The organism is Chitinophaga eiseniae, from assembly GCF_900167135.1.
Lineage (GTDB): Bacteria > Bacteroidota > Bacteroidia > Chitinophagales > Chitinophagaceae > Chitinophaga > Chitinophaga eiseniae.
Genome location: NZ_FUWZ01000001.1, coordinates 100,928 through 115,280, shown reverse-complemented (window position 1 = coordinate 115,280; position 14,353 = coordinate 100,928). Strand labels below are relative to the sequence as shown.

9 protein-coding genes are annotated in these 14,353 nt (G+C 50.8%); 4 read left to right on the top strand and 5 right to left on the bottom strand.

Annotated features, from left to right (window positions below):
• From B5D63_RS00420 to B5D63_RS00405, 4 genes are all read left to right on the top strand, one after another.
• Positions 1-924 carry a hypothetical protein gene (locus B5D63_RS00420; RefSeq protein ID WP_078666817.1) on the top strand — a complete coding sequence of 308 codons (924 nt, stop codon included), beginning with the start codon at positions 1-3 and terminating at the stop codon, positions 922-924.
• Positions 925-993: 69 nt separating this feature from the next.
• A complete protein-coding gene (locus B5D63_RS00415) occupies positions 994-2,547 on the top strand; it encodes a T9SS type A sorting domain-containing protein (RefSeq protein WP_078666816.1) in 1,554 nt (517 codons plus the stop codon).
• Positions 2,548-2,646: 99 nt separating this feature from the next.
• The gene (locus tag B5D63_RS00410; RefSeq protein WP_078666815.1) at positions 2,647-5,232 is read left to right on the top strand and encodes a phosphatidylglycerol lysyltransferase domain-containing protein; all 2,586 of its coding nucleotides are present in this window, start codon (positions 2,647-2,649) and stop codon (positions 5,230-5,232) included.
• 44 nt (positions 5,233-5,276) lie between these two features.
• On the top strand, positions 5,277-5,984 hold the full coding sequence (locus tag B5D63_RS00405) for an AcvB/VirJ family lysyl-phosphatidylglycerol hydrolase (protein WP_078666814.1): 708 nt from the start codon (positions 5,277-5,279) through the stop codon (positions 5,982-5,984).
• Here the strand turns inward: B5D63_RS00405 and B5D63_RS00400 are convergent.
• From B5D63_RS00400 to B5D63_RS00380, 5 genes are all read right to left on the bottom strand, one after another.
• Positions 5,967-6,320, bottom strand: coding sequence for a LytR/AlgR family response regulator transcription factor (locus B5D63_RS00400; RefSeq protein ID WP_078666813.1), 354 nt, complete (start codon positions 6,318-6,320; stop codon positions 5,967-5,969). The two genes, B5D63_RS00405 and B5D63_RS00400, sit on opposite strands and share 18 nt — an antisense overlap.
• 424 nt (positions 6,321-6,744) lie before the next feature.
• Positions 6,745-6,897: a hypothetical protein gene (locus B5D63_RS35670; protein ID WP_235021499.1), complete on the bottom strand. Its 153-nt coding sequence runs from the start codon at positions 6,895-6,897 to the stop codon at positions 6,745-6,747.
• Between the two features lie 353 nt (positions 6,898-7,250).
• Complete coding sequence (locus B5D63_RS34505) at positions 7,251-8,609, bottom strand: peroxiredoxin family protein (RefSeq protein ID WP_159455839.1); 1,359 nt, start codon at positions 8,607-8,609, stop codon at positions 7,251-7,253.
• A 567-nt stretch (positions 8,610-9,176) separates the two neighbouring features.
• Positions 9,177-11,366, bottom strand: a complete 2,190-nt coding sequence (locus B5D63_RS00385; RefSeq protein ID WP_235021431.1) for a DUF5916 domain-containing protein — start codon at positions 11,364-11,366, stop codon at positions 9,177-9,179.
• Positions 11,367-11,676: 310 nt separating this feature from the next.
• Complete coding sequence (locus B5D63_RS00380; protein ID WP_078666811.1) at positions 11,677-14,283, bottom strand: family 20 glycosylhydrolase; 2,607 nt, start codon at positions 14,281-14,283, stop codon at positions 11,677-11,679.
• Positions 14,284-14,353: the final 70 nt, after the last annotated feature.

Genomic DNA, 14,353 nt, shown 5'->3' with positions numbered 1-14,353 from the left:
ATGCTGAAAAACATATTGTATGGCTGCGCGCTCACCTGCGTGCTGTTGCTGTTGTGGCAAGGGCTGCAGGCGCAACAGCTGCTCCTGAGCGACACCGTCGCAGCCGCCACCAAATCAGCATTGCTGGAGATAAGAGCGAAGACACAGGGCCTGTTGCTTCCCCGCATTCAGGACACCGCCGTAGCACCGCTCTCCTCCTCCCCCAACGGCATGCTGATCTACTATATCCCCGCCAGCAGCGTGATGGTAAGACGTAACGGAGGCTGGTCAAGGCTGGCCGATAGTATAGCCGTTACCGGTAGCAGCTGGAAACTGACCGGCAACGCCGATACCGACTCACTCACCAAATTCGTCGGCACCACCGACGCTACAGGCCTGGTATTCAGGACCAACAATACCCAACGGGTGATCATCTCCTCCACCGGCAACGTGGGTGTAGGCACCGCCACACCTTCGGCGACCCTGCATGTCAACAGCGGCGTAGCCAATACTTCGGGTGTATTATTGCAGAACCTCACCAGCGCATCACCGGTGACGGCCAATGCCGCCGGCATCGGTGTGGATGCCACCGGCAAGGTGGTGCGGACAGCCACCGCGCCGTTGTTTTATAACAAAAGCTCGTCCTCCCCGCTGAACAATACCATGAAAATATGGGCGGACACCCTGTACAACGCGGGCGGCGGCTCGGTGACAGCCAATATCTCCAATGCCGGTTTTACGAATATCCTGAGCATTCAGGCCACAGGCCTGGGCGGCACAGGCTCCGGCGTTTCAGATGGTCCCATTCCCGTCGTCACCAGTTTTACGACAACAGCGGTCAACATGGTCATCGTCCGGGGAAACGCTGGTTTAACAATCCTGAACGGTATGGCACAAGACACAGATAAATCACATAAAGTTTTTCTCACGGTCATCGGCTATTAGCCAGCCTAAAAACAATATTTTATCCGGCACCTCCTGTACATATCGCTGCTACTGCTCTTTCCTGCTACCATGGCAGGACAGGCCGTCACCTGGCTGCATCCCGACGCGCGCATCGGTGTCTTCAGCACAGACACCATCAGCATCTTCGGGGATATGGTCAATGAAGGCAATATCCTGTCTACCACCGGCTCCGTCGTGAATTTCTTCGGATTACGCTGGCGGAACAGCAACAACGCGGTGATCCGCGACGAAAGCAGCGACGGCTTCAGCGCCGCAGGCGGGCTATTCCGCTTCACCCAGCCCGATCCGGCACGCTATCAGCATATCACCGGCGGCTTCAGCGCTGTTATGAACACCGGGGCCAGCTTCCCCAACCTGAGCGTGGAAACGTCCCCTGGTATCATCCTCGACGACCTTAGTGATCTCAAAGTGGTAAACGTACTGGATATACGAAAAGGACATGTTTTCCTTAACGGCTGGAACCTGGTGATAGGTCACCATACACCCGGAGAAATACTGCATTATTCTCCCCAACGGTTTATTGTAACCAGTGGCGGCTTCCTGTACCGCAGACAGATAGCTCCTTCCAGCGGTACAGTGGTATTTCCGGTAGGCACCCGTCCGGCCTCGTTTACACCTGCTGCCATGGCCAACAAAGGCGCCATGGCCGATTTTCGTGTAGGGGTGACCGATAGCGCCTATCAAAACCTTACAGCAGGCCGTAACCTGCTGCTGACGAGTGTCAACAAAACATGGCAGATAGACGTATCTCAACCGGATGCGGCCATCACCCTGTGGCTGGTGCATGGCTTCGGCGATGAAGGCCCGGTATATGAAGCCAACCGCAATACCAGTTACCTGGCGCACTACCTGCCTACGGGTTGGGACATTGCGGCACAGCGGGCTGCCCCCCTGTCGCCCAGCATTTTCTCCACTGCCGGGCCGGACAATCAGGCTGCGTATGGCGTCAGGACATTTCAACACCTGGCAACCACCAATTATTTTACCAGCCTGGTGGCTGAAACCGTTAACAGTCCGGAAAGGACCACGCTGCAGTATTTTGAAGCAACCCGCAGCAACAGCAATGCAGACAGCGTGCAGTTGCGCTGGATCACCGGCCGCGAATATTTCTGCGCCGGCTTCACCATTGAACGTAAATACGCTGGTACCAACAACTTCGACTCCATCGGATACGTGAAAAGCAGCGCCCCCGGTGGCATCAGCTACTTCCCTGTGGGCTACGCCAGCACTGATTATCAGCCAAATGATAAATTTATCTTCTACCGGCTGAAAGTCAGCATGACCGACGGAAGCTTCTTCTACGGTCCGGTACGCCTTGTGAAAGGTAAAAACGAACGGGGCGACATCACCGTGTGGCCCAACCCTGTCCGCGGCCGCGTGGTACATATCTACTATGGCGCAGGCGTGCATGTGAAAGCCATCGCCCTGCTGGATGTTCCCGGCAGACGTATCCTGACAAAAGAATACCAGCAACCGCTGCCCACCCGCAATTATTATGAGCTGGATATCCCATCTTATCTCGCCAGGGGTATCTATTTCTTACAGTTCCTTGATGAGAACGGGCAGACTATACATACTGAAAAAATTGTCCTGATGGAATAGACATTAAAATCCGCTTAAACTCTCTACTATACGCACTTTACACCAAAAGGGAAGGTTAACTTTGTGAGTTGACAACAAAATCAAGTATTACCATTTACCATGCCTTTTGAAAAAAAGATCCTGTCTGCAGCTTTTCTGCGCAAGCTCCACTGGAAGGAGATGCTGGCGTTATTATTCATTCTGTTAGCTATTTATTTTTTCCGTTCCCAACGTCATGAACTGAAATCACTGGTGCCTGCTATTGAGCGCGCCGACCGTGTATGGGTGATGATTGGCGTCGCCATTACCGGCGTGTACATTTTACTGCAGGCGCTTATGTATGTGTTCAGTTTCCGGGCCGTCGGTTCCCGCCTCAGCACTTACCTGGGCACTGAATTGTTCCTGAAACGCAACCTGTTATCCGTATTTCTGCCGGCCGGCGGTATCAGTTCGCTGGCTTATGTGCCACAGAGCCTCCGTCGCGCGCAGCTTCACAAACAACAGATACATCAGGCTTCGGGTATTTATGGCTTTATCGGTATCCTGTCTGTTTTCCTGGTAGGCATTCCGGTGGTCATGTACGCCATGCTGCATACCGGCAGCATGAAAGACGCCGGTTGGGGGCTTGCTGCCATCTGCGTGTTACTGGGCATGGTAGTAGGGCTGGTACGGTCCATGCAAACCAAAGGCAAAGCCTATCAGCTGCTGATCAGGTACTTTCCGGCTACTGCGCACAAAGTGGATGAGATGTTCACCTTCCGGTTGTCGCTTCCTTCTTTTACCTACACCGTGCTGGCATCTGTACTGATAGAAGTGGCCGGTGTAGCGCATCTCTACCTGAGTATGCTGGCCACCGGCGTTACTCCCTCGCTGGAAGCCGCATGCGTGGGTTATATCGTGGCCACCATCTTTCTGATCATCTCCCCTTTTTTACGGGGACTGGGCGCCATTGAACTGTCACTCGCCTACCTGCTCAGCAACTATGGATACAGCACACTTGAGGCATTGGAAATCACTTTGTTATTCCGCCTGTTTGAATTCTGGTTGCCCCTGGCGGCCGGTATGGTGGCTTTCGCGCTGAAAGGCCGCGACCTCGTGCTGCGGTTGCTGCCTCCTATCCTGATTTTCTTGTTGGGCATGGTCAATATATTCTCCGTACTGACGCCACCGTTAGCTTACCGTATGCATCTGCTGCGGGCTTATATTCCCGGCACGTCTATTCATGCTTCCAATCTGCTGGTGGTATTTTCGGGGCTGGTGCTGCTGGTAACCGCCACCTTTCTTTTCAGAGGGTTGCGCAGCGCATGGATCGTGGCGTTGTCTGTATCGCTGATATCTGTGCTGGGGCACATCGGCAAAGCGCTGGACTATGAAGAGGCCAGCCTTGCGCTGGTGACCAGCATCCTGTTGCTGATCACCGCCCGGCAATACCGCGTAAAAAGCAACCCGCAACTGGTCAACATCGGCGTCGTTACCGCTGTGGCCACATTCCTGCTGGTGCTGTTTTTCGGGACCATCGGTTTTTATTTCCTGAACGTGCGGCATTTTGGTATTGACTTTACGTTGCAACAATCTTTGCGCCACGCCTTTCACTGTTTTATGTTGCTGGAAGATGATGGTCTGCAACCGGTAACACGGTTTGCCCGGGAGTTTATGTCAGCCATCCGGGTGTTGGGCGTAAGTTCATGGGCTTTCCTGTTTTATACCATCATCCGGCCTTACCTGCATGTATCTGAACATAACAATAGTTCTGCAGAAAAAGCGCGCTTTTACCTCAGTCAATATGGCGATTCACCAATGGACTATTTTAAGGTGGGAGACGATAAGATACTGTATGTATCAGACCAGTATGAAGGTTTTATCGCTTACCGGGTAGCCAGCAGTTTCGCTATAGTACTGGAGGAACCGGTTTGCAGCGAAGACAATAAACTGTTACTGCTCGAAGAGTTTGAGCAACAATGCAAGAAGATGGGCCTGCGGCCCGCCTTTTACCGGGTAGATGAAGACAGTACTTATTATTTCAGTCAGCTGAAGAAGAAAAAAATGCTGATTGGGCAGGAAGCCATTATGGATATTCGTGATTTTACATTGAGCGGCAAGGATAAAAAATCACTGCGCAATGCACTCAACAGCCTGGCCAACAAAGGTTACGTGACCCGGTTGCATGCCGCACCGCAATCAGCAGCTATGTTATCTGACCTGAAGGAAGTCAGCGATGAGTGGCTGGAGCAATATGAAGTCAAAGAAATGACGTTTTCACAGGGGCTTTTCGATGCAGAAGCGATGCGGGACCAGGACGTGATTACGGTGACGGATGCCGATGGCAAGACGGCCGCGTTCCTTAATATCATCCCTGATTACGCGCCCGGGGAATGCACTTATGATCTGATCCGCAAGCGTACCAATGCGCCCGGCGGGGTGATGGATGCGCTGATCATTGCGCTGATACAGGATGCGCAGGCCAAAGGTCTGCACTATCTCAATCTGGGCATGGTGCCGATGTCCGGTATCAGTCAGCCGGAAAATACAGCAGAAAAGATGGTAAAGTACGCCTATGAAAAACTGCGTTTCTTCCGACATTACCAGGGGCTGCGCGAGTTCAAGGACAAATATGCCACGATGTGGACCAACAAATACCTGATTTACGAACATGATTTTGATCTGATCCAGCTGCCGGCGGCCCTGAGCAAGGTGATGCAGCCCTGAGGACGGAACAGATTTTGATTGGGGAGAAGGAGATATTTTTGTATATGCGAACCAGATATTTATTACAGAAAGGCCGGTGGTGGCTGATGGGATTATTGTTATGTTCCGTTTTACAGCTGGCGGCGCAGACCAATGTGAATAAGTTGCCCGTACAAGCGAAGGCGCCGGCAGCCGGCAGCACCGCCCCGATGATCCTTTATATCACCGGTGATGGCGGTATGAAGAAGTTTTCCGTCAACATGATAGATGCTTTTCAGCAGCACAACTACCCGGTGGTGGCGTTGAACGCCCTGAAATATTTCTGGAACAGGAAAACGGCGCAACAGGCGGCGACAGATGTGGCAGCGTTGATCCGGCACTACCAGTCGGCCTGGAGCGTCAGTCATGGTGTGGTCCTGATGGGTTATTCATTAGGTGCCGATGTGTTGCCGTTTATCTACAATCAGTTGCCGGAGGATGTCTCTGCGCAGGTAACCCAGGTTGTTTTTTTATCTCCCTCCCGTTTTACAGATATGGAAGTACATATTTCTGATATGCTGGGACGTTCGTCCGGCAAGGGGATGAACGTCACAGCAGAGATCAACCGTATTACCGGCAAGCCTGTTTTGCTGGTATTCGGGGCCGGGGAAAAGGATTTTAACCTGGCAGACCTTACGATACCCCATTACAGGAAGCTGGTATTACCCGGCGGGCATGCGTATGATGAAGATGCCAACGGGGTGGCGGACAAGATTTTAACGGCTATCCGGTAGTTCTTCTTTCAGTTCCGGTGTGTTGCCGGCCATGGCAGCGGCCAGTGGGAGCAATGCGTGGGCATTGACCGGAATTCTGACATCGCCGATCATGACATGGTCATCCGCGAGGTGGGTTATGTGGCGGTAAGCCACTACATACCACTGATGTACGCGCAGGAAGGCAGACGTAGGCAGCTGCGACATGATCCAGTCGAGTGTTTCCATGGTCACGAGGCGTTTATCCCGCAGGTGTAGCAGGATGTGGTCGTTCATCACTTCGAGGAATTGTAGTTCGTCATACGGTATCTTTTCGTGCTGATCACCGCAGCGAAGCATAAAATAGTTACGGGACATAAGATTTGTTTTGGTGTGGTTGCGATCAGATTGCCTTAAATATAAGAAATAAGCAGGTGACTGGAGAGAAACCTGCGTGTAATCTAAAATCTAATCTAAACCGCGTTATAAAAAAAGTCGTTTTATAGTGGTCCCTGTTGGGGCCTGTTAGGGAATACCAACGGGGTTATTTTTCGTTTTGGTAAATATGGGGGGAATAATGCAGGAATTTGTGAATCATTTGTAAAGATTTTAAGCTTAATAAAAAAATGGACAGGACAGGAATGAATTCCTGTTGGCTGTCCATTTTTTCAAGATGTAACAAAAGATTCGTACTGACAGGGTGGTAATTACCCGCCGGCGTAAATCTTAGGCCCACTGGGGGCGGCTGAAGCGCAGTGATTACTTACCGGTGATCTGGCAAGTGAACCGGGGCGCCGACTTTTTACCAGAGATTGATCAGGAGGAGCATCATTACAGCACCAGCAGCGGTAACAAGGTTCTTGGAGAACCGGATGTTGAAACCACCTTTTTCTGAGTAGTAATAACTTTCCTTGTACCGGTCGTACTCAATGGGAGCACCTAACTCCTTCATCATTTTGAGGAATTCATAGAGTGTTCGTTCGGAAATACGAAGCCGCTTGGCTAACTGAGCGGGTTTACCGGTCCCTTTGATCCTGATTAGGTAATCAATGGTTTGTAGTCGATCAAAATAACGCTTTGGCATGTGGCATAGAGGGGCTTAACGGTTATATATTGAATTTACGATAATAACTAAGATTAAACCAGATTTCCCATATATATATTTTATTATAAATATTAGTAAACTGAGTTTAAACGGGTTTCTCACTAAAAATAGGCTGCGGGTCAATGGCGCTGATGCGGTTGTTCTGCGTACTTTTTATAAACGTTGGAACAGCTAAAATATTGGATATAAGGAGAGAAATGGGGCTACTGCAATAATGCCGCATAGATAATGTCTGTAAGGGCTGCGCCGTGATCGGCAGTGGGGTCCGGGGGTCTGGTAGCGTAAATGGTACCGTTCTTTCCCACAACGATCAAGGCAGGATACCGACTAATGTTGTATTGTTCGAGCACGCCGGCTATCTGACCATCGGCCTGTAACCGCAGACCGGGATATTTTGGAGCGGGATGGTTGTTACAATTGATATGAATGAACACAACATCTTCTTTATTGAAGCAGGTATTGATTTCAGAGAGCGAGGGCAGCAACTGGTCGTCTGCGTCATAGAAGTGCAGCAGCACCACTTTACCATTAAAATAACTGAGGTTTACGGGGCGTCCGGAGCTGTCGGGCAGACTGAAAGGCGGCGCCGGCATGCCTTTACTGATCCCTTTTTTAATTTTTCCGTACTTGGCTGCTATGGCTTGTTTACAAGCGGCATGCTGCACAATGGACAGGTAGTCGAGTGCGCAGTTGGCCAGCTCTTCCTGTTGCCCACCGGCGGCAAGGCTTTGCAGCAGTTGATGAGCCAATAATTTATCACGCAGCGTCCCTGTATAGTGCGTTTTGATCCACTCATAGATTTCGCGGTCTGTACATTGACTGTGCTGCTCCATAAAGTAGTCCGCTTCTGCCCTCTGCAACAGGTAGTTCAGATAACGTATAGCCAGTGCCGTAGTGTCGGAGGGTACGACCGCCGGCAGCGAGGGGCGGATTGCCTGTTGATATAACGATGCCTGTTGCGCCAGGCTGATCCCTTCCGGCGATGTATGCCACAGGCAGGCGATCATTTTCGCGGCGGTTTCTCCCAGTATGTTGGCCCGCACTACCGTGTAGATAGTAGCCGGCAGGCTGTCGTGATACTCCTGCAAAATATTTTCCGCCGCCTGCAGTTGCTGACGGTACCATGCCACCCGCGAAGCAGCATCGTCTTTTACCGGTTTGGATATCCGCTCCTGCGCCCTGCGGGCAAGATACTGTACGCGACAGGCGGCAGCCCCGCGCCCCGACAGGATCAGGGTATCTTCACCGAACAGCAGCGAGAGACTGTCGCCCGGTCGCAGTGTACCGTAGAAGTTATGCACACCACCCGCATCCAGATAGAAGAAAAGTACCGCCACCGGCTCGGCAGGCAACCGGAAACTAAAGGAATCTCTCTGTAACAACACATCCTGGCTTTTTGCCGGTGTTACGCCCGGTTCACTCCACCACGACACTGATACCCTTCGCCCGTTCCCCCCTTTTACTTTTCCGCAGATCGTAGTAAATGTCTGCGCTGTCACCTGGTGCAGTATCATCAGGAATCCTACTGAAAGTATAAAAGACAGTTTTCGGGAACACCGCATACATGATAATTTTAGGGACATGAAAAATCCCCACAGTAAAAACCGCAGGGGGTTGTATTCACAACGATAGTAAATGAAAACTCTGATGTTTTGAGCTGTTTTAGTTTTTTTAGGATACGGCCATTGTGTTTTATGATCACAATGATAGATGGAATTGCGAATTGAAATGTTAACGAGATCTAAACATCTGCTTATTAACAAAAAATGGCCAAAAAAAGAGAAAATGGGGCGATTGCGACAGTTGACTGGAAATCGATTGAACTGAGAGAAAGGAATGCCGGGCGGAAGCGCCTGTAACGAACGTTTAGCGGAGCGTTTAGAGAAGAGCGTTAGTGGAGAGCGTTTAGTGTAGAGCCTTACAGGTAAGTGTTACAGGTAAGCGTTAGAAGAAGAGGGCGATGCATGATGAAGTGTGTAATGAAGCGTGTGATAGGGTATGCGATAAGGCGTGTAACAGTACGAAAGCCTTTCGCAGCGCAGACTGCCGGCAATTATACGGCCGGCAGTCTCTATTTAAAGAAGGGTCAATGACGTCCCAAAAAAATCGTATAGTCTTAAACGTAAAATCTAAATATTAAACCAGTACACCAGCTTCAATACCAGCGCCCTGTTTTTTACATAGAACGGCTCCGGCAGATAGTTATCCGTATACACAACAAACAAATCGGAAGCCGGGCGGTAGCGCCACTGGAAGCGGGTATTCAGGTTGATGTTCTTTTGTTGCTCGTTGTATTGCATGAAACCGGTGAAGAACAGTGTATTCGTCATCGTTACATCGAGGCGCGGCCCCACCAGCCAGAAAGAATTGTTGCCCCATGGTTGTGGCAACCGGATGTTGTTATAGTTAGCACTGAGGGCAATACTCACATACGGCTGGAAACGATACCCCAGTTCAGCATTGGTCATCAGCCGGGTACCATCTTCATAATAACCGCCATAACGGGCGGAGAATGCATACGTGAAAAGGCTCTGTGGCTTGGACACATAATCGGCGCCGACGGTATTCCAGTTGTGCCGCGTGCCTGTTTTCAGACTGTCTTTGCCGGTATTGGTCGGATCAAAAGGATTCAGCAGCTGGATATAAGTGTTGGATGCCCAGATATTAAGTGTATTGCGCTTACGGAAAACGATACCGTAATTGAGCATGCTTTCATTATCTGTACGGCGGAATTTTTCATTCAGAAACCAGGTGGAAGTCACCTGTGGTCCATGGCTCAGCACAACACCTGACTGAGGAAAGAAAAGCCTCGTCACCTGCGGCATCAACTTGATGTAGCCCTGGCGCGGCACATATCCCACCTCGGCGTTGTAGTTACGTCCTACGTATTCATGCTGCCAGCTGATATTCCACGCCTTACTGGTATACTGCAGGTTGGCGGCATGCGCAAAATCATGCCCCGTTTTACCCGGACTGTAAGACTTCAGCAACATTGCCTTCCCGGTCCAGAAGTTATTGGAAGACGCCAGGTTGTACTCCAGGCCCACATTCCTGTTGTACCGTGAGTAAACAGGCTTGTCTTCTACCTTAGCCGGATCATAGTTCAGCGACTCTTTGTTGATAAACAGAAAACCTACATTGGAGCGCGAAAATACCCGCCGTTGCAAAGCCGCCACGGTAAAGTTCTGCGCCGGCAATCCTATTTCCTCCTGCTTGCCGGTCTGCATATTCATCACCCCCAGACGCCAGTCCTTATTTAGCTTGCCACTTAAGCGCGCACCAAAGTGAATCGGTGCTCCCAGCCCGATACGCCGGGAGAAAAAAGGACGGATGGTACTGTAACCGAAATTGGAGAACTGGTCCCCGTTCTCCAGGAAGAACTGCCGCTTTTCCGGAAAAAACAGTTCAAAACGGTCAAGGTTGGTCACCTGCTTGTCCACATCTACCTGGGAAAAATCGGGATTAACCGTCAGGTCGAGGTTCAGGGAAGAGGTGATGGCCACCTTGGCGTCGAGACCTATATCCCGGCGAAATTTGGATGGCGTACCCTTATCATAGTCTTTGGCGATGCCGCCCAATAAATACGGAATCAGCGAGATATTCGGCCCGGCGGCAGGCGGCACCGTATCCCAGTCGAGGCTACCGGTATAGGCCAGCGATGCAGTGGCAAATTGCCTCGGCACCGGCGCCCAGGCCGATTTCTCCGTAGTTTTCAGGTCGTTGCGGCTGAAGTTAATTCCCCAGTGCGTAATTCCTTTCTTATAACGGATGGTCTTAAAAGGAATAGCCGCTTCAAAGACCCACTTGTCTTTGTAGTTTTTTACAACAGAAGTCCACTTGTTGTCCCAGCTCAGATCTACTTTACCGCCATCGTACATCAGCCCGTCCCATTGTGCGCCGGCAGCGTTGGCGCCGAAAGAGAAGCCATTGGTCTGATCATCGAACGGGTCCATGAACAGCAGGAAATTATCATTCTTCAGGAAAGCAAAGTCCCTTCTGAGCGACTCCACCATATATGGACCCGCATCCGGCGTGTAACTCTCCACCAACAGGTAGATATGCTGTTGATCGTAGGTCATGCGAACATCGGTGCGCAACCTGGCGGCGCTTGTATCCATCGGCAGCACCATGTGGAAATTGGTGGCCGCATCGGCTTCCTGCCAGGCTTGTTCATCAATAATACCATCAATTTTCACAGGCGAAACGGCTCTCTTGATCCGCAGATGGTACGATTCGTTTTTCTTTTGCTGTTGCGCCTTTGCTGCCAGTGATACTGATATACAGCACAGAAGACACAAGGCACGTGGAATGATACGCACAGTTTGGTTGTTATGGGTTGAACGAACAAAATACAAAAAAGCAAAAACGACGTTAGAAAAAAAGGATGACTGGTAAGACCATCACGCGAAGTTCTCGCAAAGCACGTGAAGTTCTTGCAAAGCACGCAAAGGAGCAAAGAGCGCAAAGATTTTTTTAAGTTTAAGTAAGAAAGCAAAGGAGCGGAGATCAAATCGAATTGATCTCCACTCCTTTGCTTTCTCTGCTCGCTTATATTATATTCTTTGCGCTCTTTGCTCCTTTGCGTGCTTTGCAAGAACTTCACGTGCTTTGCGAGAACTCCGCGTGAAACTAGTTCCGGTTATTTTTCAACTGCGCGCTTGGCTGCGGGACCTTCACCGTAGTAGTCCTGCTGCTGCGGCCACGGGTATTGAACACCCGCACTTTTACAACTTTACCGCCCGCCTGGATAGGCCCGTTGTACACCGGGCTTTTTAACGTAGGTTCTTCACCGTTAGTAGTATAACGAATCACCAGCCCCGGCATCTGTACGTTTACTTTCACCACGCCTTCATCTACTGACACACCAGCTGTAGGGATACGCCAGTTGTAACCACCGTTGTAGTTATCCAGTCTTGGCATTTCGCGTTTACCCAGTACATTCGTAAACACGCTCCATGCCTGCGCATACATAGCATCTGCCTTAGCAGTGTCTTTTTCTGTAGCCCAGGCCGGGTCCTGCGCCCAGGCCCTTTCCGCCAGACCTAACATCTTCGGCAGCATCATATATTCCATGCGGTCGGAAGAGGTAACGGTCTCGCTCCACAGCAAGCCCTGAATACCGCGGATATTGGACTGGCCGAAACCTGTCAGCTTATCTTTACCCACAAACATCTCAGGTGTTACAGGATTGCCCCTGCCATCCACTTTGGAGTTTTTATAATAATCGAAAGGAATGAAATAAAATGGTTTGTCCACATCCACAAAACCACCCCAGTAGAATCCTGGTTCATCGAAAGACTTCATGGCTGCCATGTCAAAGTAGAAGTTGCTCACGCCGGACAGGATCACCTTGTAGCCTGCATTGGCGAGGCGGTAAGAGAGATCTTCCTGACCACCGCCGATCACATTGTTCCACACATTGAGCTGGAAGTTGTCGTTTGCGAAATCCGGATTGGGAATGCTGGCAGCTTCTCCGCCAATGGTGGTTTTGCGCATACCTGCTTCTTCCCAGCCTGCCGTCTCCAGTCCGCGGGCTTTCAGCAGGTCATTCACCTTACGGTAGTAATAATACCAGAGGTCATTGACACTTTGCAGTTTCTCCTGCTGCATCAGCGCCAGGCAGGCAGGTGATTTTTCGAATACGCCATGCGGCACTTCATCACCGCCCATATGTACGGCAGTCAGCGGAGCGCCGGCCTCTTTATACATGGACTGTAATTCTTCCACCACTTTATCCAGGAAACGATAGGTAGAAGGCAGCGCCACGTTCATGACGTTGTCGTTCCAGTTCTGTACGGAACGATATTCGGATTTATCTTCCAGGTCGGACAGCAGGTATTCACCGGCTTCTTTTTCTTTACCGGCTGCTTTCAGGCGGTAGTAGCGGGATTCCATGGATTTCACCGCAGCGCGGGCGTGACCGGGCGTTTCTATTTCCGGTAATACACGTATATGCCTTTCCGTTGCATAACGCAGTACTTCGATAAATTCCGCGCGGGAAAGGAAGCCGGTACCGGCAGGGTTGCTGCTGTCCGGGCCTGAGCCATAAGACGGCGGCAGCATATTTTTCCAGTCGGTGCTGTGCCCGCGTTTGGCGCCGACTGCTGTCAGCTCAGGCAGGGAAGGAATTTCCAGGCGCCAGCCTTCATCGTCGCTGAAGTGATAGTGTAATACATTCAGTTTGTACAATGCCATCACATCGAGGATGCGCAGCAGATCCCTTTTGCTGTGATAGTTACGGGCCACATCGATCATAAACGCGCGATAGTTGAAACGCGGATGATCACTCACTTCTACTCCCGGGATAGTCACAGATTTCTGTACGCCGGCCCATGCGGCAGGCGCTATCATGGATTTCAGGGACTGGATGGCATAAAAAGCGCCTTCGTCGCTACCGGCAGTGATGGTGGCGCCGTCCGGCGTTACCATCAGCGTATAGGCATTGGCTGCCAGGCTTTTATCCAACCGGAAGATGATGGTCTTTTTACCGGGGGCGCGCTTGCCCAGTAAAGCCGTCATTTCGTTTTCCAGGAATTTGCCCGTAGCTTCCAGCCCCGCATCTGTTTTAACCACGGGAGGAGCTTCCAGTACCAGGTTTCCGCCGGAGGCGGTAACAGACACCGGTGTAGGAAAAATCAGCGGCAACTGCGACGCAGGAATATCCCTGATAGCAGCGTTCTGTTTAAATATATCCGTTGGCGTTATAACAGCGGTTTTATCACCGGGATAACGCATCAATTGTTTGGCTGTGGTGGAAGGACGGATGGAGTAGTCTTTTATCGGCAGGCCGACTTCTTTTTGATCGTCCCACACGATGTACAGGCCCGCCGGAGCATCGGTGAAGTTAACCGCCCAGGCATCTCCTACGATGCCCAGTTTCAGTGAGTCTCCAGGCCGGATACCGGCAAAACCATCTGCCGGCGTAAGCCGGTACAGGTCACCGTTGATATTCTCCACCTTTACATTGCCGGGCAAAACACCTTCTTTTACGGTACGAATGAAATTGAAATACAATTCCCAGCCTTTGGCAGGAAAAGGTTTGTCGCTGGTATTGACAAAAGTGAACGTAGACAGGAAATTAGCTTTCCCCTGGTAATTGTTCTCCCCCACTTCCCAGCTGGTCTTCAAGCGGGCAGCGTCAAACGGAGCGGCTTTTTTGGTCTGGGCAAAACCGACGATGTTGGTAAGCAACAATCCCGTTGTCATGAGTTTCCCTAAAAACTTATGCCTGATCATGTTTCGAATAAATTAAAACGATAAAAATGAATGTGCTACAATGGTTATGAATACAGGTGGATGAAAGATG

What these genes read in the sequence shown, in the direction of transcription:
- B5D63_RS00420 (WP_078666817.1), top strand. Translation starts at nt 1, where the DNA reads ATGCTGAAAAACATATTGTATGGCTGCGCGCTCACCTGCGTGCTGTTG.
- B5D63_RS00415 (WP_078666816.1), top strand. Translation starts at nt 994, where the DNA reads ATGGCAGGACAGGCCGTCACCTGGCTGCATCCCGACGCGCGCATCGGT.
- B5D63_RS00410 (WP_078666815.1), top strand. Translation starts at nt 2,647, where the DNA reads ATGCCTTTTGAAAAAAAGATCCTGTCTGCAGCTTTTCTGCGCAAGCTC.
- B5D63_RS00405 (WP_078666814.1), top strand. Translation starts at nt 5,277, where the DNA reads ATGCGAACCAGATATTTATTACAGAAAGGCCGGTGGTGGCTGATGGGA.
- B5D63_RS00400 (WP_078666813.1), bottom strand. Translation starts at nt 6,320, where the DNA reads ATGTCCCGTAACTATTTTATGCTTCGCTGCGGTGATCAGCACGAAAAG.
- B5D63_RS35670 (WP_235021499.1), bottom strand. Translation starts at nt 6,897, where the DNA reads ATGATGAAGGAGTTAGGTGCTCCCATTGAGTACGACCGGTACAAGGAA.
- B5D63_RS34505 (WP_159455839.1), bottom strand. Translation starts at nt 8,609, where the DNA reads ATGCGGTGTTCCCGAAAACTGTCTTTTATACTTTCAGTAGGATTCCTG.
- B5D63_RS00380 (WP_078666811.1), bottom strand. Translation starts at nt 14,283, where the DNA reads ATGATCAGGCATAAGTTTTTAGGGAAACTCATGACAACGGGATTGTTG.